This is a genomic window from Streptomyces novaecaesareae (genome assembly GCF_000716875.1).
In the GTDB taxonomy this organism is placed as follows: Bacteria; Actinomycetota; Actinomycetes; order Streptomycetales; family Streptomycetaceae; genus Kitasatospora; species Kitasatospora novaecaesareae.
This window is the reverse complement of sequence record NZ_JNWQ01000031.1, coordinates 30,120-51,052: the sequence shown is the minus strand read 5'-3', so window position 1 is coordinate 51,052 and position 20,933 is coordinate 30,120. Positions and strand designations below refer to the sequence as shown.

Genomic DNA, 20,933 nt, shown 5'->3' with positions numbered 1-20,933 from the left:
TCCTCCTCCACATCCCCAAGGGGTTGATCTCACCCATGCGTAGGTCCCGTACCGTCGCCCTGACCGCGATGGCAGCCGCTGCCGTCCTGGTCGTCACCGGTTGCAACAGCTCGCCGAAGAGCGCCGATTCGTCCTCCTCGTCCGCCGCCTCGGGCGGCGGAGCCGACGCGGCCACCAAGAACATCGTCAACGCCTCGGACAAGAAGGGCGGGACGGTCACCTTCGAGATGAAGGGCACCCCGGACTCGCTCGACCCGGGCAACACGTACTACGCGTACATCTACAACTTCTCGCGCCTGTACGCGCGGCCGCTGACCACCTTCAACCCGGCCGCCGGCGAGGAGGGCAACAAGCTCGTCCCGGACCTCGCCGAGTCGATGGGCCAGCCCAGCGCGGACGGCCTGACCTGGACGTACAAGCTGCGCAAGGGCCTGAAGTACGACGACGGCACGCCGATCACCTCGAAGGACGTCAAGTACGCCGTCGAGCGCTCCAACTTCGCGCCGGACGTGAACTCCAACGGCCCGACCTACTTCCACGACCTGCTGGTGGACAACCCGACGCCGTACGCGGGCCCGTACAAGGACAAGGAAGGTGACCTGAAGTCGATCGAGACCCCCGACGACACCACGATCATCTTCCACCTGCAGCACCCGTTCGCGGACTTCGACTACCTGGTCAGCGCCCCGCAGACCGCGCCGGTCCCGCAGGCCAAGGACACCGGTGCGGACTACGTCAAGCACATCGTGTCCTCGGGCTCCTTCAAGTTCGAGTCCTACGAGGACGGCAAGCAGGCCGTCCTGGTGCCGAACACCAACTGGGACCAGAGCACCGACCCGATCCGGAAGCAGCTGCCGGAGAAGATCGTGCTCAAGATGAACATCGACCAGGCCACCATCGACAAGGACCTGCTGGCCGGCAACGCCCAGGTCGACCTGGTGGGCCAGGGCGTCGACCCGCAGACCCAGGCGCAGATCCTGCAGAACCCGAAGCTGAAGGCCAAGACCGACAACTCCTACGGCGGCCGCCTGGTCTACCTGGCGATCAACAGCAAGGTCGCGCCGTTCGACAACGTCGACTGCCGCAAGGCCGTCCAGTTCGCGATCGACAAGGTCTCGGTGCAGACCGCCGTGGGCGGCCCGATCCGCGGCCAGATCGCCAGCACGGTGCTCCCGCCGGACATCCCGGGCCACCAGGACTTCAACCTGTTCGAGACCAAGGACAACAAGGGTGACGAGGCCAAGGCCAAGGACGCCCTGAAGGCCTGCGGCAAGGACAGCATCAACACCGTCATCTCGGCCCGCACCGAGCGCGCCACCGAGGTCGCCGCCGCCACCTCGATCCAGGCCGCGCTGAAGAAGGTCGGCATCAACGCCGAGATCCAGCAGTACCCGCAGGGCAAGTACCTGACCGACAGCGCCGGCGCGCCGCAGTTCACCCAGGACCACAACATCGGTCTGATGATGATGCAGTGGGGCGCGGACTGGCCGACCGGCTACGGCTTCCTGCAGCAGATCGTCGACGGCCGCGCGATCAAGGCCTCCGGCAACAGCAACCTGTCCCAGCTGAACGACCCGGCGGTCAACAAGCTGATCGACGACGCCGCCGTCAACTCGGACAAGGCCGCCCGCGAGAAGATCTACGGCGACATCGACAAGAAGGTCATGGAGCAGGCGGTCATCGTCCCGCTGACCTACTTCAAGGTCTTCCTGTACCGCCCGGACAGCGCCACCAACCTGGCCTCCAACCCGGCCTGGTCGGGCGAGTACGACTACCTGAACATCGGCACCACCAAGTAAGAGCCTGGCTCCGCAATCCCTGAAGGCAGGTGAAGGCAGCGGCGCCCGCCGCCGTCCGGAAGATCCCGGACGGCGGCGGGCCGCCGGAGCCGCCCAACTGTGTTTGCCTACATCATCCGCAGGATCTTCGCGGCGGTGATTCTGCTGCTGGTCGTCAGTGCGGTCACCTTCGCGATCTTCTTCCTGCTCCCGCGCGTCGCCGGTGAGACGGCCGACCAGCTGGCCGCCCAGTACATCGGGAAGAACCCCTCGCCCGAGGCGATCGCCGCGGTCAAGCAGAACCTCGGCCTCGACCAGCCGCTGTACGCCCAGTACTGGAACTTCCTCAAGGGGCTGGTCAGCGGCGCCGAGTACAAGTTCGGGCCGGAACCGGCCACCTGCCACGTGCCCTGCTTCGGCTACTCCTTCAAGAACCACCTGGAGGTCTGGCCCGAGCTGTCCAAGCGGATCCCGATCACCATCTCGCTCGCCATCGGCGCGGCCGTGCTCTGGCTGGTCTCCGGCGTCGCCACCGGCGTCGTCTCCGCCCTCAAGCCGCGGTCGTTCTTCGACCGGCTCTCCATGGGCATCGCCCTCGCCGGCGTCTCGCTGCCGGTCTTCTTCACCGGTGCGCTGCTGCTCACGCTGTTCAGCTACGAGTGGCCGATCCTGGACAACCTCCAGTACGTCGACTTCACCGACAACCCGATCATGTGGGCCCGCAACCTGATCCTCCCGTGGATCTCGCTGGCCTTCCTCTACTCCGCGCTCTACGCCCGGCTCACCCGCGCCGGGATGCTGGAGACGATGAGCGAGGACTACATCCGCACCGCCCGGGCCAAGGGCCTGGCCGAGCGGAAGGTCGTCTCCCGGCACGGTCTGCGCGCCGCGCTCACCCCGATCGTCACCATCTTCGGCATGGACCTCGGGCTGCTGCTCGGAGGTGCGCTGATCACCGAGCAGGTCTTCTCGCTGCAGGGCGTCGGCCAGTTCGCCGTCCAGGCGATCTCCGACAACGACCTGCCGAAGATCCTCGGCGTCACCCTCCTCGCCGCCTTCTTCATCGTCGCCTGCAACCTCGTGGTCGACCTCCTGTACGCCCTCGTCGACCCCCGGGTGAGGCTCTCGTGACCGACCTCCAGAAGACCCCGGCGGACGCCGCTTCCGCTCCGGCTCCCGCCGGCGACCCGTTCCTGTCCGTGCGCGACCTGCGGATCCACTTCGACACCGACGACGGCCTGGTCCGCTCGGTGGACGGGGTCAGCTTCGACCTGCACAAGGGACGCACCCTCGGCATCGTCGGCGAGTCCGGCTCCGGCAAGTCCGTCACCTCGCTGGGCATCATGGGCCTGCACCGCTCCAAGCGGGCCCGGATCAGCGGCGAGATCCGGCTGAACGGCGAGGACCTGATCTCGGCCGGCCCCGACCGGGTGCGCCAACTCCGCGGCCGCGAACTGGCGATGATCTTCCAGGACCCGCTGACCGCGATGCACCCCTACTACACGGTGGGGCAGCAGATCGTCGAGGCCTACCGGGTGCACCACCCGCAGGCCACCAAGAAGCAGGCCCGCACCCGCGCGGTCGAGATGCTCGACCGGGTCGGCATCCCGCAGCCCGACCGCCGGGTGGACGACTACCCGCACCAGTTCTCCGGCGGCATGCGTCAGCGCGCGATGATCGCCATGGCCCTGGTCAACGACCCCTCCCTGCTGATCGCCGACGAGCCCACCACCGCCCTGGACGTCACCGTCCAGGCGCAGATCCTGGACCTCATCCGCGACCTCCAGGAGGAGTTCGGCTCCGCCGTCATCATCATCACCCACGACCTCGGGGTCGTCGCCGAGCTGGCCGACGACATCCTGGTCATGTACGGCGGCAAGTGCATCGAGCGCGGCCCGGCCGAAACCCTCTTCGACGCCCCCGAACACCCCTACACCTGGGGCCTGTTGGGCTCGATGCCGCGACTGGACCGGGAACTGCAGGACCGGCTCGTTCCGGTCAAGGGCACCCCGCCCAGCCTGATCAACGTGCCGACGGGCTGCGCCTTCCACCCGCGCTGCCCGTACGCCGCCCTGACCGGCGGACGCTCCGACAGCGAGGTCCCGGTGCTGGCCGAAGCCGCGCCCGGCCACCACGCGGCCTGCCACCTGCCGGCGGCCGAGCGGCACCGCATCTTCGCCGAAGAGATCGCGCCCCGGCTGTGAGCCCGGCCTCGTACCACCTTTCTGGAGAGAACCGATGACGGACACTCAGACGACGTCGATCCCGTCGCCGGCGCCCGCCTCCGACCGCGAGCCGCTGCTGAAGGTGACCGGCCTGACCCGGCACTTCCCGATCCGCAGCGGACTGATGCGTCGTCAGACCGGCGCGGTGCGGGCCGTCGACGGCATCGACTTCACGGTCAACGCCGGCGAGACGCTGGGCGTCGTGGGCGAGTCCGGCTGCGGCAAGTCGACGATGGGCCGACTGGTCACCCGGCTCGACGAACCGACCGCCGGGAAGATCGAGTTCGAGGGCACCGACATCACCCACCTGGGCGTCGGGGCGATGCGGCCGATGCGCCGCGACATCCAGATGATCTTCCAGGACCCGTACTCCTCGCTGAACCCGCGGCACACCGTCGGCACCATCGTCAGCGCGCCGTTCAAGCTGCAGGGCGTGCAGCCCGAAGGCGGCGTCAAGAAGGCCGTCCAGGAGCTGCTGGAACTGTGCGGGCTCAGCCCCGAGCACTACAACCGGTACCCGCACGAGTTCTCCGGCGGCCAGCGCCAGCGCATCGGCATCGCCCGCGCGCTCGCGCTGAAGCCGAAGATGATCGTCGCCGACGAGCCGGTCTCGGCCCTGGACGTCTCGATCCAGGCCCAGGTGGTCAACCTGCTGGACGACCTCCAGCAGGAACTCGGACTGACCTACCTGATCATCGCGCACGACCTCTCGGTGGTCCGCCACGTCTCGGACCGGGTCGCGGTGATGTACCTCGGCAAGGTCGTGGAGATCGCCGACCGGGACTCGCTGTACCGCAGCCCGATGCACCCGTACACCAACGCGCTGATGTCCGCCGTGCCCGTCCCCGACCCGCGCCGCCGCCAGCGCGCCGGCCGCGAGCGGATCCTGCTCACCGGCGACGTCCCCTCCCCGATCAACCCGCCCAGCGGCTGCCGCTTCCGCACCCGCTGCTGGAAGGCGCAGGACATCTGCTCCAGCCAGGAGCCGCCGCTGGTCGCGCTGAAGACGGGGCACCAGGTGGCCTGCCACTTCCCCGAGAACGCTCCTTCGGGGAACGCGCCTGCCGAGACGGCTTCCTGAGGGTTTCCGGCTCAACGCGGAAGGCCGCCCACCCCCTGGCCGGGGGAGGGCGGCCTTCCGCCGTTCACGCCGCGGGTGTCAGGTGCGGCCGGTCGGGACGGCCTCCGCCGGATGCCGACCCTGGTGGGCCGGGGCGGGCGGCGGGAAGCGGCGGTCCAGGGCCCTGGCCACCTTGCGGCCGAGGCGCTGGAACGGGACCTCCACCAGCCGGTAGCTCAGGTAGCCGAGGACGACCAGCGCCGCCAGGTAGCCGACCGTGAGGGCGGTCTGCCCCTGCCAGCCGGCGAGCGGATGGCCGCGCAGCTTCCAGCCGATGAAGAACATCAGCGGGCCGTGCAGCAGGTAGACCGAGAAGCTGATCGTGCCGAGCCCGCTGAGCCAGCGCGGGAACCGCCGTCGGCGCAGCAGCAGGCCGGCGGCGAAGACGGCCCACGCGGCCAGGTAGGCGAAGGAGAAGGCCATCCAGGATTCGGTCCAGGTGTGCCACAGCGCCGTGCCCTGGTCGTACAGGTAGCCGACCGTGACGCCGCAGACGATGACGAAGGCGCAGCAGAGCAGGGCCGGGAGCCGGTCGATCCCGCCGTGCTCCAGCCGGTGCAGCACCGTCCCGGCGAACATGGTCGCGAAGATCAGCATGGTCTCGAACCCGGTGGCCCGGCTGTTCAGCGTGACCAGGGCCAGGCCCAGGCCGCCGAGCAGCAGGGCGCCCCAGCGGGTCAGGTCCGGGCGGGCGGTGGCGAGGCAGGCCATCGCCGTCACCACGAGGACCGCGCAGGCGGCCACCAGGTGCCTGGTCGAGGCGAGGTCCACGGTGACGGCGCCGATCGGGAGCCAGGCGCCGAGCAGCAGGGCGACGGCCGCGAAGCCGAGCGCGATCGGCGCGCTGCGCCGGTGCCACCCCAGGACGAACAGGGCGGTCACGAAGTAGTAGAAGACCATCTCGTAGGTGAGCGACCACAGCACCCCGATGGTGCTGGGCACCCCCGTCAGGTCCTGGAGCATCAGCGCGTTGGCCGTGGACGACAGCAGCGGGTGGTCGAAGGAGAAGCCCTGGATGCTGGTGGCGTCGCGGGGCAGCACCAGCAGGCAGCCGGCCACCGCCGCGGCCACCGCGGGGTGGATGCGGAAGAAGCGCCCGGTCCAGAACGCCCGCACATTGCCGTGCCGCTCCAGCGAGGCCGGGATGATGTAGCCGCTGACCAGGAAGAACAGCATCACGCCGAAGAAACCGAGGTCCAGGTACCGCGGCACCAGCGCGCCGTGCGGGATCTTGTCGAGGAGCCCGAAGTGGTGCATCGCGACGGCCAGGGCGGCCAGTCCGCGCAACGCGTCCAGCCAGCCGAGCCTGGACGGGGCGGGTGAGTTCAGCGTCACAGCCGGAGGCTAGCGGAATCCTCCGGGCCGTACGGGCGTCGCGAGTTCGCCGTCGGCCGCGCCGGGCCTGCCGGTCCGGAGGGTGGGCCGGGGGCCGGAACATTCGGACACATCGGGTACACATGGACGGTGACCTCGCAGATCTTCCCGTCCGACGTGCAGCAGTCGCTGGACCTCGTCGGCATCTTCGTCTTCGCCCTCTCCGGGGGGCTGCTCGCCGTCCGCAAGAACATGGACATCTTCGGGATCTGCGTGCTGGCGGAGGTCACCGCGCTGGGCGGCGGGGTGATGCGCGACCTGGTCATCGGGGCGACGCCGGTCGCCGCCTTCACCAACCTCGGCTACTTCCTGACGCCGCTGGCCGCCGCCCTGGTGGTGTTCTTCCTGCACCCGGAGGTCGAGCGGATCAACCGGGCGGTGCAGACCCTGGACGCCCTGGGGCTCGGCCTGTTCTGCGTCACCGGCACCGCCAAGGCGCACGACTACGGGCTCGGCGCGGTCGCGGCCATCGCGCTCGGCATGGTGACCGCGGCCGGCGGCGGCGTGATCCGCGACGTGCTGGCCGGGGAGATCCCCTCGCTGCTGCGCTGGGACCGGGAGATCTACGCCGTCCCGGCCCTGGTCGGTGCCGCGCTGGTCGCGGCGCTGATCGGCGCGGACCGGCTCACCGGCCTGACCGGCACCGCCGCCGCGCTCACCGCCTTCGGCCTGCGGATGCTCGCCCTGAAGTACGGCTGGCGTGCCCCGCGGGCCTGGCGCCGCAACGGTTCTCGCACCAGCGAGGAGTAGGCGAGCCGCCGTACGCGAGCGAGATCGCCTCGGCCGTGCAGAGCAGCTCCGGCACCATCCGGACCAGTTCGGTCGACGGCACCTCGCCGGCCGGGGCGCTCAGCGCGCAGGCCGCGACCGTCCGCCCGCCGCTGCCCGCGACCGGCGCGGCCACGCAGGCGACCGGCTCCCGGTGTTCGGACGGCTCGGCCGCCCAGCCCCGGCGGCGCACCGCCGCCAGCTCGGCCTCCTCGCACGGCCCGTCGGCGGGCAGCCCGGCGAGCAGCACCCGCCCCACCGCCGTGTCCGTCACCGGGGCGCGGCGCCCGATCCGGGACGGCCCGGCCGCCGGGTGCCCGGCCACCTCGTCCAGGTAGAGCACCTCGCCGTCGTGCAGCACCGCGAGTCGGACGGTGTAGCCGCAGCGGGCGTTGAGCGCGGCCAGGTAGGGCGCGGCGACCTGCCGGATGTCGAAGTCCTCCAGCGCGCGGTGGGCCAGCGAGAGCACCCGGCCGCCGATCCGGTAGCGCAGGTCGGGCTGGCGGCGGGCGAAGCCGTGCTCCTCCAGGGTGCGCAGCAGCCGCAGCGCGGTGGACTTGTGCACCCCGAGGCTGCTCGCGGCCTGCTCCAGCGAGAGCGGCGCGTCACCCAGCGCGTCGAGCAGGGTCAGCGCGCGGTCGACCGACTGCGACATGGCGCTCCCGTGGATCCGACTGGAGAAGTGCTGGAGAAGTGTGCGTCAGGCTAACCGCTGGGTGGCGTAGTGGTACAAACCGGTACCGGACGCTACCGTCCGGCATTGGTACAGACCAATGCCGTGGGTGGGCACGGCGCCGGTCGTCCGCGGGGGCATGGGTGATCATGGTGTCGGCCGTGTGCCGGGTGGCCGGATCGATGCCCCCCGGGCCGGGGCCCCGTACCGTCCCGCCCTCTACAATCGGATGGTTATGCCATACCTGGACCATGCGGCGACCACGCCGATGCTGCCCGAGGCGATCGCCGCGATGACGGCGCACCTGGGGGTGGTCGGCAACGCCTCGTCCCTGCACGCGGCCGGCCGCCGCGCCCGCCGAGTGGTCGAGGAGGCCCGCGAGGCGCTGGCCGAATCGCTGGGCGCCCGCCCGAGCGAGATCGTGCTCACCGGCGGCGGCACCGAGTCCGACAACCTGGCGGTCAAGGGCCTGTACTGGGCCCGCCGGGACGCCGACCCGGCCCGAACTCGGGTGCTGAGCAGCCCCGTCGAGCACCACGCCGTACTGGACGCCGTGCACTGGCTCTCCGAGCACGAGGGCGCCACCGTCGAGTACCTGCCGGTCGATCCGCTGGGCCGGGTCCACCCCGAGGCGCTGCGCTCGGCCATCGAGCGCGACCCCTCCTCCGTCGCGCTGGTCACCGTGATGTGGGCCAACAACGAGGTCGGCACCGTCCAGCCCGTGCGCGAACTCGCCGCCGTCGCGGCCGAGTACGGCATCCCGATGCACGCCGACGCGGTGCAGGCGCTCGGTCAGGTCCCGGTCTCCTTCGCCGAGTCGGGGCTCACCGCGCTCACCGTCACCGGACACAAGATCGGCGGCCCCTTCGGCATCGGCGCGCTGCTGCTCTCCCGGGGCGCCGCGCCCGTCCCGCTGCTCCACGGCGGCGGACAGGAACGCGACGTACGCTCCGGCACCCTGGACGCCCCCGGCGCCGCCGGCTTCGCGGCCGCCGCCGCGTGGGCCGTCGAGCACCGGGCCGAGCAGGCGGTGACGCTCGGCGCACTGCGCGACGAACTGGTCTCCGCCGTATTCGCCGAGGTGCCGGACGCGGTCCTCAACGGCGACCCGTCGGCCGCGGGCCGGCTGCCGGCCAACGCGCACTTCTCCTTCCCCGGCTGCGAGGGCGACGCGCTGCTGATGCTGCTCGACGCCGCCGGCATCGAGTGCTCCACCGGCTCGGCCTGCACCGCCGGGGTGCCGCAGCCCAGCCACGTGCTGCTCGCGATGGGCGTCGACCCGCTGCTGGCGCGCGCCTCGCTGCGGTTCTCGCTCGGGCACACCACGGCGGCGGAGGACGTCACGGCGCTCGCGGCCGCCATCGGGCCGGTCGTCCAGCGGGCCCGCAACGCCGGCCTGGCGTCGGTGCGGCGGTAGGTTTCCCCCGGTCGGGCATGTCCGGCGGCCACGTACTCTTGTAGTCACCATGACTGACTTCCCGGGTGCCCCGACCACTCCGTCCACCGGCCGTCTGCGCGTGCTCGCGGCGATGTCCGGCGGAGTCGACTCCGCCGTCGCCGCCGCCCGCGCCGTCGAAGCGGGCCACGAGGTGACCGGCGTCCACCTGGCGCTCTCCGCCAACCCGCAGTCCTTCCGCACCGGCGCGCGCGGCTGCTGCACCATCGAGGACTCCCGGGACGCCTGGCGGGCGGCCGACGTGATCGGCATCCCGTTCTACGTCTGGGACCTCGCCGAGCGCTTCCGCGAGGACGTGATCGACGACTTCGTCGCCGAGTACGCCGCCGGCCGCACGCCGAACCCGTGCCTGCGCTGCAACGAGAAGATCAAGTTCGCCGCGCTGCTGGACAAGGCGATCGCGCTCGGCTTCGACGCCGTCTGCACCGGCCACTACGCCCGGATCGTCGACCACCCGGACGGCTCGCGCGAACTGCACCGCGCCGTCGACGCGGCCAAGGACCAGTCGTACGTCCTCGGCGTGCTCGACGCCGACCAGCTCGCCCACTCCCTCTTCCCGCTCGGCGACACCACCAAGGAAGCCATCCGCGAGGAGGCCGAGCGGCGGGGCCTCGCCGTCGCCAAGAAGCCCGACAGCCACGACATCTGCTTCATCGCCGACGGCGACACCCAGGGCTTCCTGGCCAAGCACCTCGGCACCGCGACCGGCGACATCCTCGACGTCGACGGCAGCAAGCTCGGCGAGCACGACGGCGCGTACGGCTTCACCATCGGCCAGCGCAAGGGCCTGCGCATCGGCCGCCCGGCGGCGGACGGCAAGCCCCGGTACGTGCTGGACATCTCCCCGGTCGACAACACCGTGACGGTCGGCCCGGTCGAGGGCCTCGACGTCACCGGGCTGACCGCCATCCGCCCCCGCTGGTGCGGTACCGAGCCGCTGGCCGACGGCCGCTACACCGCCCAGCTGCGCGCCCACGGCGAGGAGGTGCCGGTCTCCGCGTCGGTGGCCGACGGCGAGCTGCGGGTGCAGCTCGACACCCCGGTGCGGGGCATCGCCCCCGGCCAGGCGGTCGTGCTCTACGACGGCACCCGCGTCGTCGGCTCCGCGACCATCGCCACCACCGAGCGCCCGGCGGTCACCGCCGCCCGGCCCTGACCGCACCGGTGGCAGCGGCGTCATCCGAACGGATGACGCCGCTGAATCCCCGGGATGACCACGGCCCGGGAAGGCATCAATCCGGCTGATCCGACGGCCCGGGGCGCGAACCTAACCTCAGGGCCATGAACCGAACCCGCCGTATCGCGGCCGTCGCAGCCCTCGTCCTCGCCCTGCCCCTCCCGATGGCCGGGGCCGCGACGGCGTCGCCGTTGCCCTCGCCGTCCGCCACCGCGTCCGCCGCCTTCCACGGCGAACTGCCCCGCCCGACCGGTCCGTACGGGGTCGGCGAGGACGTGCTGCACCTGACCGACGCGGACCGCACCGACCCCTGGGTGCCCGAGGCCGGGCCGCGGCAGCTCGCGGTGTCGATGTTCTACCCGGCCCGGCAGGCCACCGGCGAGCCCGCCCCGTACATGACCCTCGGCGAAGCCCAGGGCTTCGTGGCGACGCGGGTCCCGCCCGGGACCGGAGTCCAGCCGCAGGACCTCGCGGCCACCACGACCCACGCCTACACCGGCGCGAAGGCCGCCGGCGGGAAGTTCCCGCTGGTCGTCCTCTCCCCGGGCTTCGAGAACCCCCGCGCCACCCTGACCGGCCTGGCGACCGACCTGGCCAGCCACGGCTACGTCGTCGCCCTGGTCGGCCACACCCACGAGGACTCCGGCGAGACGCTCGCCGACGGCAGCACCCCGGGATGCACACTGTGCGCCGACGGCGCACCGGACACGCTCCCCGACAGCCGGGCGAAGGACGTGTCGTTCGTCCTGGACCGGCTGACCGGGCACCAGCCGGCGTGGCGCCTGGCCCACCTGATCGACCGCCACCGCATCGGCATGGCCGGGCACTCCGTCGGCGGCGCCTCCACCCTGACGGCGATGGCCGGGGACCAGCGGATCCTGGCCGGGGTCGACCTGGACGGATCGTTCTTCGGATCGATCCCGACCGACAACCTGGCGGGCCGCTCGTTCCTCCTGCTCGGCAAGCAGAGCGACCACTCCGCCGGCAGCGGGGACACGTCCTGGGGCCAGACCTGGGCGGGCTGGGCGGGCTACAAGCCCTGGCTGGCCGTCGCGGGCACCACGCACGCCAGTTTCACGGACGTCCCGATCCTGGCCGAGGAGATCGGCCTGCGACTCCCCCCGGGGATGACCACCTCGCCGACGCGCGGGGCGCAGCTCACCCGGGAGTTCGTCGGAGCCTTCTTCGACCAGACCCTGAGGGGCATCCACCAGCCCCTGCTCGACGGCCCGTCGGCGGCGAACCCGGAAGTACTCTTCCAGCACCCGTGACCGGCAGCTCGTGCCGTACAAGGACTGAGCTACTGCACCTCGCGGTACCAGCGGCGGTACACGATGGGTTCGACGCACAGGACCGCCGCGCCCGCGATCGCGCCCACCAGGAGAGCGGGTGCGCCGCCGTGGTTGAGGGCCGCGGCGAGGCAGGCGGTGGCGACGGCGACCGGTCGTAGCAGGGTGAGGGGGCCGAGGCCGATGACCATCGCCAGGGTGCCGGCGCGGAACGGCAGGGTGAAGTAGACGGCGAGGGAGAGCAGGACGGCCGCGGCGTAGAGGGCGAGGGGGAGCAGGAAGCCCCAGCCGCCGGAGGTCAGGGCGGCGTACGTCCGCGCCCGGTCGGGGGTGGCCAGCAGGAGGGCGGCGGCCAGCGTGGGGGCGAGCAGCAGGGCGGCTCCGACGGCCAGTCCGCGGCCGGCGGCCCGCAGGTTGCCCCGGGCCTTGCGGATGCGGGCATCGCGTCCGGCGTAGGCGCGGAAGCCGCTGAAGGCCGCGTCGACCAGGCCCAGCAGCATCAGCGGTACGGCGGGGGTCATCGGGTGGCCTCGCCCCGGACAGGACCCAGATGCTCCGGGCCGACCAGTCGGCGCGACGCCCGGCCGAGGGCCTGCCGCAGCGGCGGCTCCAGCTGCGGGCGTACCCCGAGGATCGGGCGCAGCGTGGTGCAGAACGGGTTGGACAGGCCGCGGGGCTCGTACAGCAGCGCGCGCATGCCGGGTACGGCGGCGGCCCGCAGGAGCGTTTCGTCGTCGTGCGCGCGCCGGGCGGAGACGACGCCGTCGTGGCGGCCGAGCGGGTGGCGCATCCGGGCGCGGTGGAAGACCCGGGCGCCGATGGGCGCGAGGCTGGTCGCGGCGATGTCGAAGTGGCAGAAGGCGAGTGCCGGTGAGGCGGCCTGGGTCCGGAAGAACCCGGCCAGGGCGGCGGCGCCGAAGTGGTGCAGGACGCCGGTGGAGACGTAGACGGTCGCGGCTTCCGGCAGTTCGAAGGCGTTGCCGTGGACGAAGCGGCAGTCGAGCCCTTCCGCGCGGGCGAGGCGGTCCGCTTCGCCGACGAGCGCGGCGTTGAGGTCGACCCCGATCAGTTCGACGTCGGGGCCGAGGGCGCCGGTGGCCGCGAGCCAGCGGACCAGGTAGCCCAGGCCGCAGCCGATGTCGACCAGGCGGTACGGCCCGGGGTGTCCGCCGTCGGCCCGGATCGCGGTGAAGAGCGGGCCGAGCAGGTGGACCAGCCGGTTGCCGATGCGCAGTTCCTCGCTCAGCCGCTGGAGTTCGGTGTGCACGCTGATGAGCAGGCGGTCCACGGCGTCGGGGTCGAGGGTGCCGTCCCGGTCGGCGGGCAGTCCGGCGACGATCCGGGCCGCGGGTTCGTCCCCGCTGTCGCGCAGCTGCCGGACGACCTCGTCGCGCCGAACCGGCAGCCGACGGCCGTCGGCCAGGTCCACCGCGGTGATCAGGTCGGATATCTCAAGATGGCGCACGCGCAGCACCCTAGGGCCTGTGGGCTCCCTGTGGCCGGGCGATATCCCAATGAGTGGGGGCAGTGGGGCGTGATAGACCAGTGGGCACTATGAACATCTGTGTATTCTGCTCCGCGTACTCGCTCGACGACCGCTACACCGGCCCGGCCGCCGAGTTCGCCCGGCTCCTGGGGGAGGGCGGGCACACCCTGATATGGGGCGGGTCGAACGCCGGGCTGATGGGGCTGCTCGCCGACGAGGTGAAGGCGGCCGGTGGGCGGCTGGTCGGCGTGCTGGTCGAGATGCTGAGGCACAAGGGGTACGTCGGCGCGGACGAGTTGGTGATGACCGCCGACCTGGCCGAGCGGAAGGCGGAGCTGGCCTCCCGGGCGGATGCGATCGTCGTCCTGGTGGGCGGGCTGGGGACGCTGGACGAGGTCACCGAGGTGCTGGAGCTCAAGAAGCACGGGATGTTCGAGAAGCCGGTGGTCGTGCTCGACACCGAGGGGTTCTACGCGGGCCTGCGCACCCAGCTGGAGCGGATGGACGCGGAGGGCTTCCTGCCCCGCCCCCTCACCGAGCTGATCAGCTTCGCCGACACCCCCGCCGAGGTGTTTGCGCAGCTCAAGGCCTGAGAGGATCGACGCCATGGCTGCACATCTGATCACCGGCGCGGGCTCCGGCATCGGCGCCGTCCTGGCCGAACGCCTCGCCGAGCGCGGGGACGAACTCTGGCTGCTGGCCCGCGACGCCCGTCGGGCCGCCGAACTGCGGCAGCGTTTCCCCGGGGCGAGGACCCTCGTGGGCGATCTCGGGGACCCGGCCAAGCTGTCCTGGGCCTTCGGCCACCAGGCGCTGCCCGTCACCCTGGACTCCCTCCTGCACGTCGCGGGCGTGGTGGAGCTGGGCCCGGTCGGCGATCTGCCGGTGAAGGCCTGGCAGGAGACGCTGAACGTCAACCTGGTCGGCCCCGCCGAGCTGACCCGCCTGCTGCTGCCGTCCCTGCGCCTGACCAAGGGCCACGTGCTCTTCGTCAACTCCGGCGCCGGCCTCAACGCCCACGCCGAGTGGTCGGCGTACGCGGCCAGCAAGCACGGCCTGAAGGCGCTCGCCGACTCGCTGCGCCACGAGGAGCACGCGCACGGTGTCCGCGTCACCTCCGTGTACCCGGGCCGTACCGCGACCGCGATGCAGGCGAAGGTGCACCAGCAGGAGGGCAAGGAGTACGACGCCGACCGCTGGATCGCCCCCGAGTCGGTCGCCAGGGCGATCCTGGCCGCCCTCGACGCCTCCCGGGACGCGGAGCTGACCGACATCACCGTCCGCCCGGGCCGGTAGGGCGCCCGCCCACCGGCCGACGGGCCCCCGAATCCGGCCCCGAAAACGGCCCCCGAAACCGAGCCCCGGGCCCGGTCCGGGGGCCGTTCGCGTGCGGCCCAAGAACCGGTGGAATTCGTCTTGGCGCGGCCCCCCCTGCTGTGCAATGATCCGCTCCGCCCTCCGACTGATCGTTTCCGGACATCGGGGGGCAGAAAAGCGTCATTTGCGCTTCAAAGTCCCAGGGGGGCTCCAATTTCCAGAATCCGTACAGCGCTGGCCGTCGGTGCGACGCTGCTCGGGACGGTCGCTCTGCCGGCCGTCGGCGCGGGCAGCGCGGCCGCGGCGGGCGGCACTCTCTCCGTCAACAACGCCGCGGGTGCGAACTGCACCGACAGCGGCACCGGCACCGAGGCCGCCCCGTTCTGCACCATCGCGGCGGCCGCCGCGGTCGTCCAGCCGGGGCAGACGGTCGAGATCGCCGACGGCACCTACAACGAGAACCTGACCATCACGCGGTCGGGCACCGCCGAGGCGCCGATCACCTTCCGCGCCAAGGGAGGCAACAGCTCCTTCGGCGGCGGCACCCGCATCGGCGGGTTCGAGACGCCCGTCGACGGGTTCGTCGTCAAGGGCGCCGATCACCTCCGGTTCGAGAAGCTGGCCGTGTTCTCGGCCTTCCAGAAGACCACCGTGCTGGTGGACGGCGCCCACGACGTCTCCTTCGACGGGATGATGATCGGTGCCGGCGCCGGCCTGCACATCACCAACGGCTCCGCGAACGTGCGCTACGGGCGCAGCTCGTTCGGCTACGCGCAGGGCCCGGCGATCACCGTGGACGGCGGCGCCACCGGCACCGTCGTGACCACCAACATGGTCCAGGCGAACTACAACGACAACATGACCGGGATCCTGGTCAAGGACGCCCCGAACACCGTCGTCGTGGCCAACACCGTCTACTCGTCCTGCTTCCAGGGCATCGTGCTGGACGGCACGTCGACCGGCGCGGTCGTCGAGAACAACGCGGTGAACACCGCGCGGAACATGAACAGCGCGTGCGGCGGCGACCCGGCCAAGTCCGCCGGGATCACCGTCGCGCAGACTGCGACCGCGGGCACCAAGGTCGACTACAACCTCATCGACCCGAGCAGCGGCGGCGCGGCCTACACCTGGGCCGGTACCTCGTACACCGACCAGCCGTCGTTCACCGTGGCCAGCGGCGGCCAGGGCGTGCACGACTTCGTGGCCCCGACCTGGGTCCCCAAGGGCCCCGACTCGCCGGTCAACCACGCGGTCGACTCGGCGGACGAGAACGCCCCCGGCATGCTCCCGACCGACCTCAACGGCGCGGCACCCGGCGACGACCCGACGGTGCCCAACACCGGTACGGGCAGCGGCATCCGCGACCGGGGCGCCAACGAGATGCTCGACATCGGCAGCGCGTTCACCCCGGCGGGCCCGACCCGTCTGCTGGACACCCGTCTGCCGATCGGCGTCCCGGCGGCGCAGGCCGTCGCGCCGTACGGCACCGTGGACCTTCAGGTCGCCGGTGTGGCCGGCGTGCCGGCGACCGGTGTGACGGCCGTGACGATGAACGTGACGGTGACCCAGCCGCAGCAGGACGGCCACCTGACCGTCTTCCCGCACGGCGACACCGCGCCCAACTCGTCGAACCTCAACTGGGTGGCCGGGCGGACGATCCCCAACCTGGTCACCGTCCCGGTGAAGGACGGCAAGGTGTCGTTCTTCAACGCCTCCGGCGGCACGGTGCACCTGATCGCCGACCTGGAGGGCTACTACAGCCCGAAGGGCTCGCTGTTCCACGCCCAGGGCCCGACGCGGCTGCTGGACACCCGTCAGCCGATCGGCGTCCCGGCGGCGCAGGCCGTCGCGCCGTACGGCACCGTGGACCTTCAGGTCGCCGGTGTGGCCGGCGTCCCCGCCTCCGGTGTGACGGCCGTGACGATGAACGTGACGGTGACCGACCCTCAGCAGGACGGCCACCTGACCGTCTTCCCGCACGGTGACGCCGCGCCCAACGCCTCCAACCTCAACTGGACGGCCGGGCGCACGATCCCCAACCTGGTGACGGTGCCGGTGAAGGACGGCAAGGTGTCGTTCTTCAACGCCTCCGGCGGCACCGTGCAGCTGATCGCCGACCTCGCGGGCTACTACAGCGCCGAGGGCAAGGTGGCCTACCGCCCGGCCGGCCCGTTCCGGCTCGTCGACACCCGGCAGGACACCTCCTGGGAGTCGGGCACCCGCCCGGCGGGCACCGTCCCGGCCTGGGGCACGCTCGACATCCCGGTCGGCGACATCCCGAACGTCGCGGCGGTGACCCTCAACGTGACCGTCACCGAGCCGGGCGCCGAGGGCCACCTCACCGTCTACCCGCACGGTGACGCGGCGCCGAACGCCTCGAACCTCAACTTCCTGCCCGGCGAGACCATCCCCAACCAGGTGGTCGTCCCGGTCAAGGACGGCATGGTCTCGCTCTACAACGCGAGCGGCGCCCCGCTGCACCTGATCGTCGACGAGTTCGGCTACCAGGCGTACTGATCCCGGCGGATCGACCCCGCGGCCCCGGTGCCGAGCCCCGCGCTCGGCACCGGGGCCGTCGTCGTGAGTAGGCTCGGACGGGTGAGCACCCCACACCCCTTCCCCGACCTGCGCGGCGCCGCCTCCGGCGTCGGCTCGCTGCCCGGCACCGACGCGCGGGAGGCCGCCAAGACCGCCACCGGGGCGTTGGAGCACCTGCCGTTCCTGCCCGAGCTGCCCGCGCGCGGCCCGGGCGCCGACATGATCGGCCGCGGCGCCGGCCTGCTGGTCGAGCTGTTCGCGCAGACCGAGCCGAGCGGCTGGCGGTTCACCGACCGCCCCGGCCGGGACACCCGGCGCGCCCACTCCTGGCTCGGCGAGGACCTGGACGCCCTGGAGGAGTTCACCCAGGGCTACCAGGGCGCGCTCAAGGTCCAGGCCGTCGGCCCGTGGACGCTGGCGGCGAGCATCGAGCTGAAGTACGGCGAGAAGGCGCTCTCCGACCACGGCGCCTGCCGGGACATCGCCGGCTCGCTCACCGAGGGCCTGCGCCGCCACCTCGCCGACGTCCGCAAGCGCATCCCCGGCGCGGAGGTGGTGCTGCAGCTCGACGAGCCCTCGCTGCCCGCCGTCCTGGCCGGCTCGGTGCGGACCGCGAGCGGCTTCCAGCGGCTGCGCGCCGTCGACCGGCAGGTCGCCGAGGAGGTGCTGCGGGAGACGATCCGCGGCCTGGACGCGCCCGTGGTCGTGCACAGCTGCGCGCCGGACGTCCCGATCCCGCTGCTGCGCCGCGCCGGCGTGGCGGGGATCTCGCTGGACTTCTCCCTCCTCACCGAGCGCTCGGACGACGACCTCGGCGAGGCCGTGGAGGCGGGCACGGCGATCCTCGCCGGTGTCGTCCCCTCCACCGACCAGGCGGTGTCCGACCCGGCCGGTAGTGTCCAGGGTGTCAGGACCTTGTGGCGCAGGCTCGGGTTCGCCCCGGAGCTGCTGGGCCGTCGCGTGCTGGTGACGCCGACCTGCGGGCTGGCCGGGGCCTCCCCGGCGTACGCGCGCAAGGCGCTGTCCCTGAGTGTCCGGGCGGCGCAGAGCCTGGTGGACAACCCGGAATGAGAACGTAGGAGGGCTTGCGGTGGTGGCTGTCGAGGGCTGGGAGGACATCCCGGCGGAGGTGCGCCGGCGGCACGCCGAGCTGGCGCAGGAGATCACCGACCACCGCGCCCGGTACTACGAGCAGGACGCGCCGGTCGTCAGCGACTCCGAGTTCGACGCCCTGATGCGCGAACTGGAGTCGCTGGAGGCCGAGCACCCGGCCCTGGTCACCCCGGACTCGCCGAGCCAGAAGGTCGGCGGCGCCCCGACCGAGCTGTTCGCCGAGGTCGAGCACCGCGAGCGCCTGCTCAGCCTCGACAACGCGATGGACGACGAGGAGCTCGCCGCCTGGGCCGAGCGCGTCGCCACCGAGCTGCACGGCATCGACTACCACTACCTGTGCGAGCTCAAGGTGGACGGCCTGGCCGTCAACCTCACCTACGAGAACGGCCAGTTGGTGCAGGCGGCGACGCGCGGCGACGGCCGGGTGGGCGAGGACATCACCGCCAACGTCCGCACCATCAAGGAGATCCCGCACCGGCTCAAGGGCGAGGACGTCCCCGAGCTGGTGGAGATCCGCGGCGAGGTCTACTTCCCGACCGAGGCCTTCGAGGCGCTCAACGCCTCGTTCGTGGAGGAGAACGAGCGCCGCCGCCAGGAGAACGAGGAGCGCGCCAAGGAGGGCAAGCGGCCCCGGGCGATGATCCGGCTGTTCATGAACCCCCGCAACGCCGCGGCCGGTTCGCTGCGCCAGAAGGACCCGCACGTCACCGCCTCCCGCCCGCTGCACATGGTGGTGCACGGCATCGGCGCCCGGGTCGGCTTCGACATCGACGACCAGTCGCACGCCTACGAGCTGCTGCGCGGCTGGGGCCTGCCCACCGCCCGGCACAACCAGGTGGTGGGGACGCTCGACGAGGTGCGGGCGTTCATCAGGCACTTCGGCGAGCAGCGGCACTCGGTCGAGCACGAGATCGACGGCGTGGTCGTCAAGGTGGACGAGATCGCCCTGCAGGGCCGGCTCGGCGCCACCTCCAAGTCCCCGCGCTGGGCGATCGCCTGGAAGTACCCGCCGGAGGAGGTCACCGGCAAGCTCGCCGAGATCCGCGTCGGCATCGGCCGCACCGGCCGGGCCACCCCGTTCGCGGTGCTGGCGGAGCCGGTGAAGGTGGCCGGTTCGATGGTGCAGTACGCGACGCTGCACAACCAGCAGGTCGTCAAGGCCAAGGGCGTGCTGCTGGGCGACACCATCGTGCTGCGCAAGGCCGGTGACGTCATCCCGGAGATCCTCGGCCCGGTGGAGAGCCTGCGGGACGGCACCGAGCGGGAGTTCGTGATGCCCTCGCACTGCCACGAGTGCGGGGCCGAGCTGCGTCCGATGTCGGAGGGGGACATCGATCTGCGCTGCCCCAACGCCCAGTTCTGCCCGGCCCAGATCCGGGAGCGGATCGCCTTCCTGGGCGGCCGCTCCTCGCTGGACGTGGAGGGCCTCGGCTACGTCGCGGCCACCGCGCTGACCCAGCCGCTGGAGCCGGTCGAGGCGCCGGTGAAGGACGAGGGGGACGTCTTCGGGCTGACGATGGAGCAGCTGCTGCCGATCAAGGTGCTGGTGCGCGACCAGAAGACGGGCATGCCCAAGCTGGACGACCGCACCGGCAAGGAGAAGAAGGCCACCTTCTTCGCCAACCAGAAGGGCGAGCCCAAGAAGACCGCCGGCGTTCTGCTGGAGAACCTGGAGAAGGTGAAGGAGCGCCCGCTCTGGCGCTTCCTCAACGGCCTGTCGATCCGGCACGTGGGGCCGGTCGCGGCCCAGGAGCTGGCCCGGGAGTTCCGCGACCTGGACCGGATCTTCTCGGCCACCGAGGAGGAGCTGGCCGCCGTCGAGGGGGTCGGGCCGATCATCGCCCGGTCCGTGGTCGAGTGGTACCAGGAGGAGTGGCACCGGGGGATCCTGGAGAAGTGGCGTGCCGCCGGTGTCCGCTTCACCGAGGAGTTCGCGGACGAGGAGGAGGCGGAGCGCCCGCTGGAGGGCCTGACCGTGGTCGTCACGGGTACGCTCGCCGGCCACACCCGGGACGGCGCCAAGGAGGCGCTGACCTCGCGCGGAGCGAAGGTGACCGGTTCGGTTTCGAAGAAGACCGATTTTGTGGTCGCCGGTGACAACCCAGGGTCCAAGTACGACAAGGCAGTTCAGCTCGGCCTGCCGGTCCTGGACGACGCGGGCTTCGCCGTCCTGCTCGCCGACGGGCCGGCCGCCGCCCGCGCCCACCTGGGGCTTCCGGAGCCCGCGGAGCCCGAGGAGGCCGTCGAGCCGCCGGAGGCACCCGCCGGGGACTGACCCGGGGCCGCCCCGAGCGGCGGACGGCCGGATCCGGGTTGTTATCGTCCTGATGCAGCGTCACCGGGTGCCGTGCAGTGAAAGCGGGCATTGTGTCACTGTGCGACACCCGGGCGCGGTGGCGCGTTTCCGGTTGTCCGAAAGTCTGCCCACCGGGTCGACCCCGGCATACCCTGGAGCGCAACAGAGTGTCAGCAGGGGTGGGGGCACCGGCTGAGCCGGTGCTCTTCGGGGTCGCTCCATGCCCGGCAGCTGTCGGTACCGGCACGGTGCCTCACCGTAAGGCGGCCTGACGGGGCGGGCCCGACGGAGGACAGGGCTTATGGATCGTACGACCGGCGGTG

General features: G+C 71.9%; 17 protein-coding genes. 13 read left to right on the top strand and 4 right to left on the bottom strand.

Annotated elements, in window-relative coordinates:
• Positions 1-35 precede the first annotated feature (35 nt).
• The 4 genes from OP86_RS14250 (at position 36) to OP86_RS14235 (ending at position 5,084) form a co-directional block, all read left to right on the top strand.
• Positions 36-1,799: an ABC transporter substrate-binding protein gene (locus OP86_RS14250; RefSeq protein ID WP_030057434.1), complete on the top strand. Its 1,764-nt coding sequence runs from the start codon at positions 36-38 to the stop codon at positions 1,797-1,799.
• Positions 1,800-1,898: 99 nt separating this feature from the next.
• Entirely contained in the window at positions 1,899-2,909 is a 1,011-nt protein-coding gene (locus OP86_RS14245) for an ABC transporter permease (protein ID WP_030057433.1), read from the top strand.
• Positions 2,906-3,982 (top strand): ABC transporter ATP-binding protein, encoded by a 1,077-nt coding sequence (locus tag OP86_RS14240; RefSeq protein ID WP_030057432.1) that lies wholly within the window; start codon positions 2,906-2,908, stop codon positions 3,980-3,982. The genes OP86_RS14245 and OP86_RS14240 overlap by 4 nt, the downstream gene beginning before the upstream one ends.
• Before the next feature lie 34 nt (positions 3,983-4,016).
• Positions 4,017-5,084 (top strand): ABC transporter ATP-binding protein, encoded by a 1,068-nt coding sequence (locus tag OP86_RS14235; protein ID WP_033331900.1) that lies wholly within the window; start codon positions 4,017-4,019, stop codon positions 5,082-5,084.
• Between the two features lie 78 nt (positions 5,085-5,162).
• Here OP86_RS14235 and OP86_RS14230 read toward each other — a convergent pair whose 3' ends face one another.
• Entirely contained in the window at positions 5,163-6,458 is a 1,296-nt protein-coding gene (locus OP86_RS14230; protein WP_051830077.1) for an acyltransferase family protein, read from the bottom strand.
• Between the two features lie 129 nt (positions 6,459-6,587).
• On the opposite strand from OP86_RS14230, the gene OP86_RS14225 reads away from it, so the two are divergent.
• Positions 6,588-7,247, top strand: a complete 660-nt coding sequence (locus OP86_RS14225) for a trimeric intracellular cation channel family protein (RefSeq protein ID WP_030057429.1) — start codon at positions 6,588-6,590, stop codon at positions 7,245-7,247.
• Here the strand turns inward: OP86_RS14225 and OP86_RS14220 are convergent.
• The gene (locus OP86_RS14220; protein ID WP_030255037.1) at positions 7,153-7,920 is read right to left on the bottom strand and encodes an IclR family transcriptional regulator; all 768 of its coding nucleotides are present in this window, start codon (positions 7,918-7,920) and stop codon (positions 7,153-7,155) included. The two genes, OP86_RS14225 and OP86_RS14220, sit on opposite strands and share 95 nt — an antisense overlap.
• 253 nt (positions 7,921-8,173) lie before the next feature.
• On the opposite strand from OP86_RS14220, the gene OP86_RS14215 reads away from it, so the two are divergent.
• The 3 genes from OP86_RS14215 to OP86_RS14205 all read left to right on the top strand — a co-directional run bounded on the left by OP86_RS14215 (position 8,174) and on the right by OP86_RS14205 (position 11,842).
• On the top strand, positions 8,174-9,355 hold the full coding sequence (locus tag OP86_RS14215; protein ID WP_030057426.1) for a cysteine desulfurase family protein: 1,182 nt from the start codon (positions 8,174-8,176) through the stop codon (positions 9,353-9,355).
• Between the two features lie 49 nt (positions 9,356-9,404).
• Positions 9,405-10,550, top strand: a complete 1,146-nt coding sequence (mnmA, locus tag OP86_RS14210; protein WP_030255042.1) for a tRNA 2-thiouridine(34) synthase MnmA — start codon at positions 9,405-9,407, stop codon at positions 10,548-10,550.
• Between the two features lie 125 nt (positions 10,551-10,675).
• Positions 10,676-11,842, top strand: coding sequence for an alpha/beta hydrolase family protein (locus OP86_RS14205; RefSeq protein ID WP_030057424.1), 1,167 nt, complete (start codon positions 10,676-10,678; stop codon positions 11,840-11,842).
• A 29-nt stretch (positions 11,843-11,871) separates the two neighbouring features.
• On the opposite strand, the gene OP86_RS14200 is transcribed toward OP86_RS14205, so the two are convergent.
• Complete coding sequence (locus OP86_RS14200) at positions 11,872-12,381, bottom strand: hypothetical protein (protein WP_030057423.1); 510 nt, start codon at positions 12,379-12,381, stop codon at positions 11,872-11,874.
• On the bottom strand, positions 12,378-13,325 hold the full coding sequence (locus tag OP86_RS14195) for a class I SAM-dependent methyltransferase (protein ID WP_030057422.1): 948 nt from the start codon (positions 13,323-13,325) through the stop codon (positions 12,378-12,380). Before OP86_RS14195 ends, OP86_RS14200 begins: the two co-directional genes overlap by 4 nt.
• A gap of 89 nt (positions 13,326-13,414) precedes the next feature.
• On the opposite strand from OP86_RS14195, the gene OP86_RS14190 reads away from it, so the two are divergent.
• From OP86_RS14190 to ligA, 5 genes are all read left to right on the top strand, one after another.
• Positions 13,415-13,939: an LOG family protein gene (locus OP86_RS14190; RefSeq protein WP_030057421.1), complete on the top strand. Its 525-nt coding sequence runs from the start codon at positions 13,415-13,417 to the stop codon at positions 13,937-13,939.
• A gap of 13 nt (positions 13,940-13,952) precedes the next feature.
• Entirely contained in the window at positions 13,953-14,642 is a 690-nt protein-coding gene (locus tag OP86_RS14185; protein WP_030057420.1) for an SDR family oxidoreductase, read from the top strand.
• A 120-nt stretch (positions 14,643-14,762) separates the two neighbouring features.
• Positions 14,763-17,180, top strand: a complete 2,418-nt coding sequence (locus OP86_RS34300; RefSeq protein ID WP_063832371.1) for a right-handed parallel beta-helix repeat-containing protein — start codon at positions 14,763-14,765, stop codon at positions 17,178-17,180.
• Positions 17,181-17,261: 81 nt separating this feature from the next.
• Positions 17,262-18,272, top strand: coding sequence for a methionine synthase (locus OP86_RS14175; protein WP_234434752.1), 1,011 nt, complete (start codon positions 17,262-17,264; stop codon positions 18,270-18,272).
• Between the two features lie 22 nt (positions 18,273-18,294).
• Positions 18,295-20,589, top strand: coding sequence for an NAD-dependent DNA ligase LigA (ligA, locus tag OP86_RS14170; RefSeq protein ID WP_030057417.1), 2,295 nt, complete (start codon positions 18,295-18,297; stop codon positions 20,587-20,589).
• The last annotated feature ends 344 nt before the right edge of the window (positions 20,590-20,933 follow it).

What these genes read in the sequence shown, in the direction of transcription:
- OP86_RS14205 (WP_030057424.1), top strand. Translation starts at nt 10,676, where the DNA reads ATGAACCGAACCCGCCGTATCGCGGCCGTCGCAGCCCTCGTCCTCGCC.
- OP86_RS14185 (WP_030057420.1), top strand. Translation starts at nt 13,953, where the DNA reads ATGGCTGCACATCTGATCACCGGCGCGGGCTCCGGCATCGGCGCCGTC.
- mnmA (WP_030255042.1), top strand. Translation starts at nt 9,405, where the DNA reads ATGACTGACTTCCCGGGTGCCCCGACCACTCCGTCCACCGGCCGTCTG.
- OP86_RS14190 (WP_030057421.1), top strand. Translation starts at nt 13,415, where the DNA reads ATGAACATCTGTGTATTCTGCTCCGCGTACTCGCTCGACGACCGCTAC.
- OP86_RS14235 (WP_033331900.1), top strand. Translation starts at nt 4,017, where the DNA reads ATGACGGACACTCAGACGACGTCGATCCCGTCGCCGGCGCCCGCCTCC.
- OP86_RS14220 (WP_030255037.1), bottom strand. Translation starts at nt 7,920, where the DNA reads ATGTCGCAGTCGGTCGACCGCGCGCTGACCCTGCTCGACGCGCTGGGT.
- OP86_RS14215 (WP_030057426.1), top strand. Translation starts at nt 8,174, where the DNA reads ATGCCATACCTGGACCATGCGGCGACCACGCCGATGCTGCCCGAGGCG.
- OP86_RS14250 (WP_030057434.1), top strand. Translation starts at nt 36, where the DNA reads ATGCGTAGGTCCCGTACCGTCGCCCTGACCGCGATGGCAGCCGCTGCC.
- OP86_RS14200 (WP_030057423.1), bottom strand. Translation starts at nt 12,381, where the DNA reads ATGACCCCCGCCGTACCGCTGATGCTGCTGGGCCTGGTCGACGCGGCC.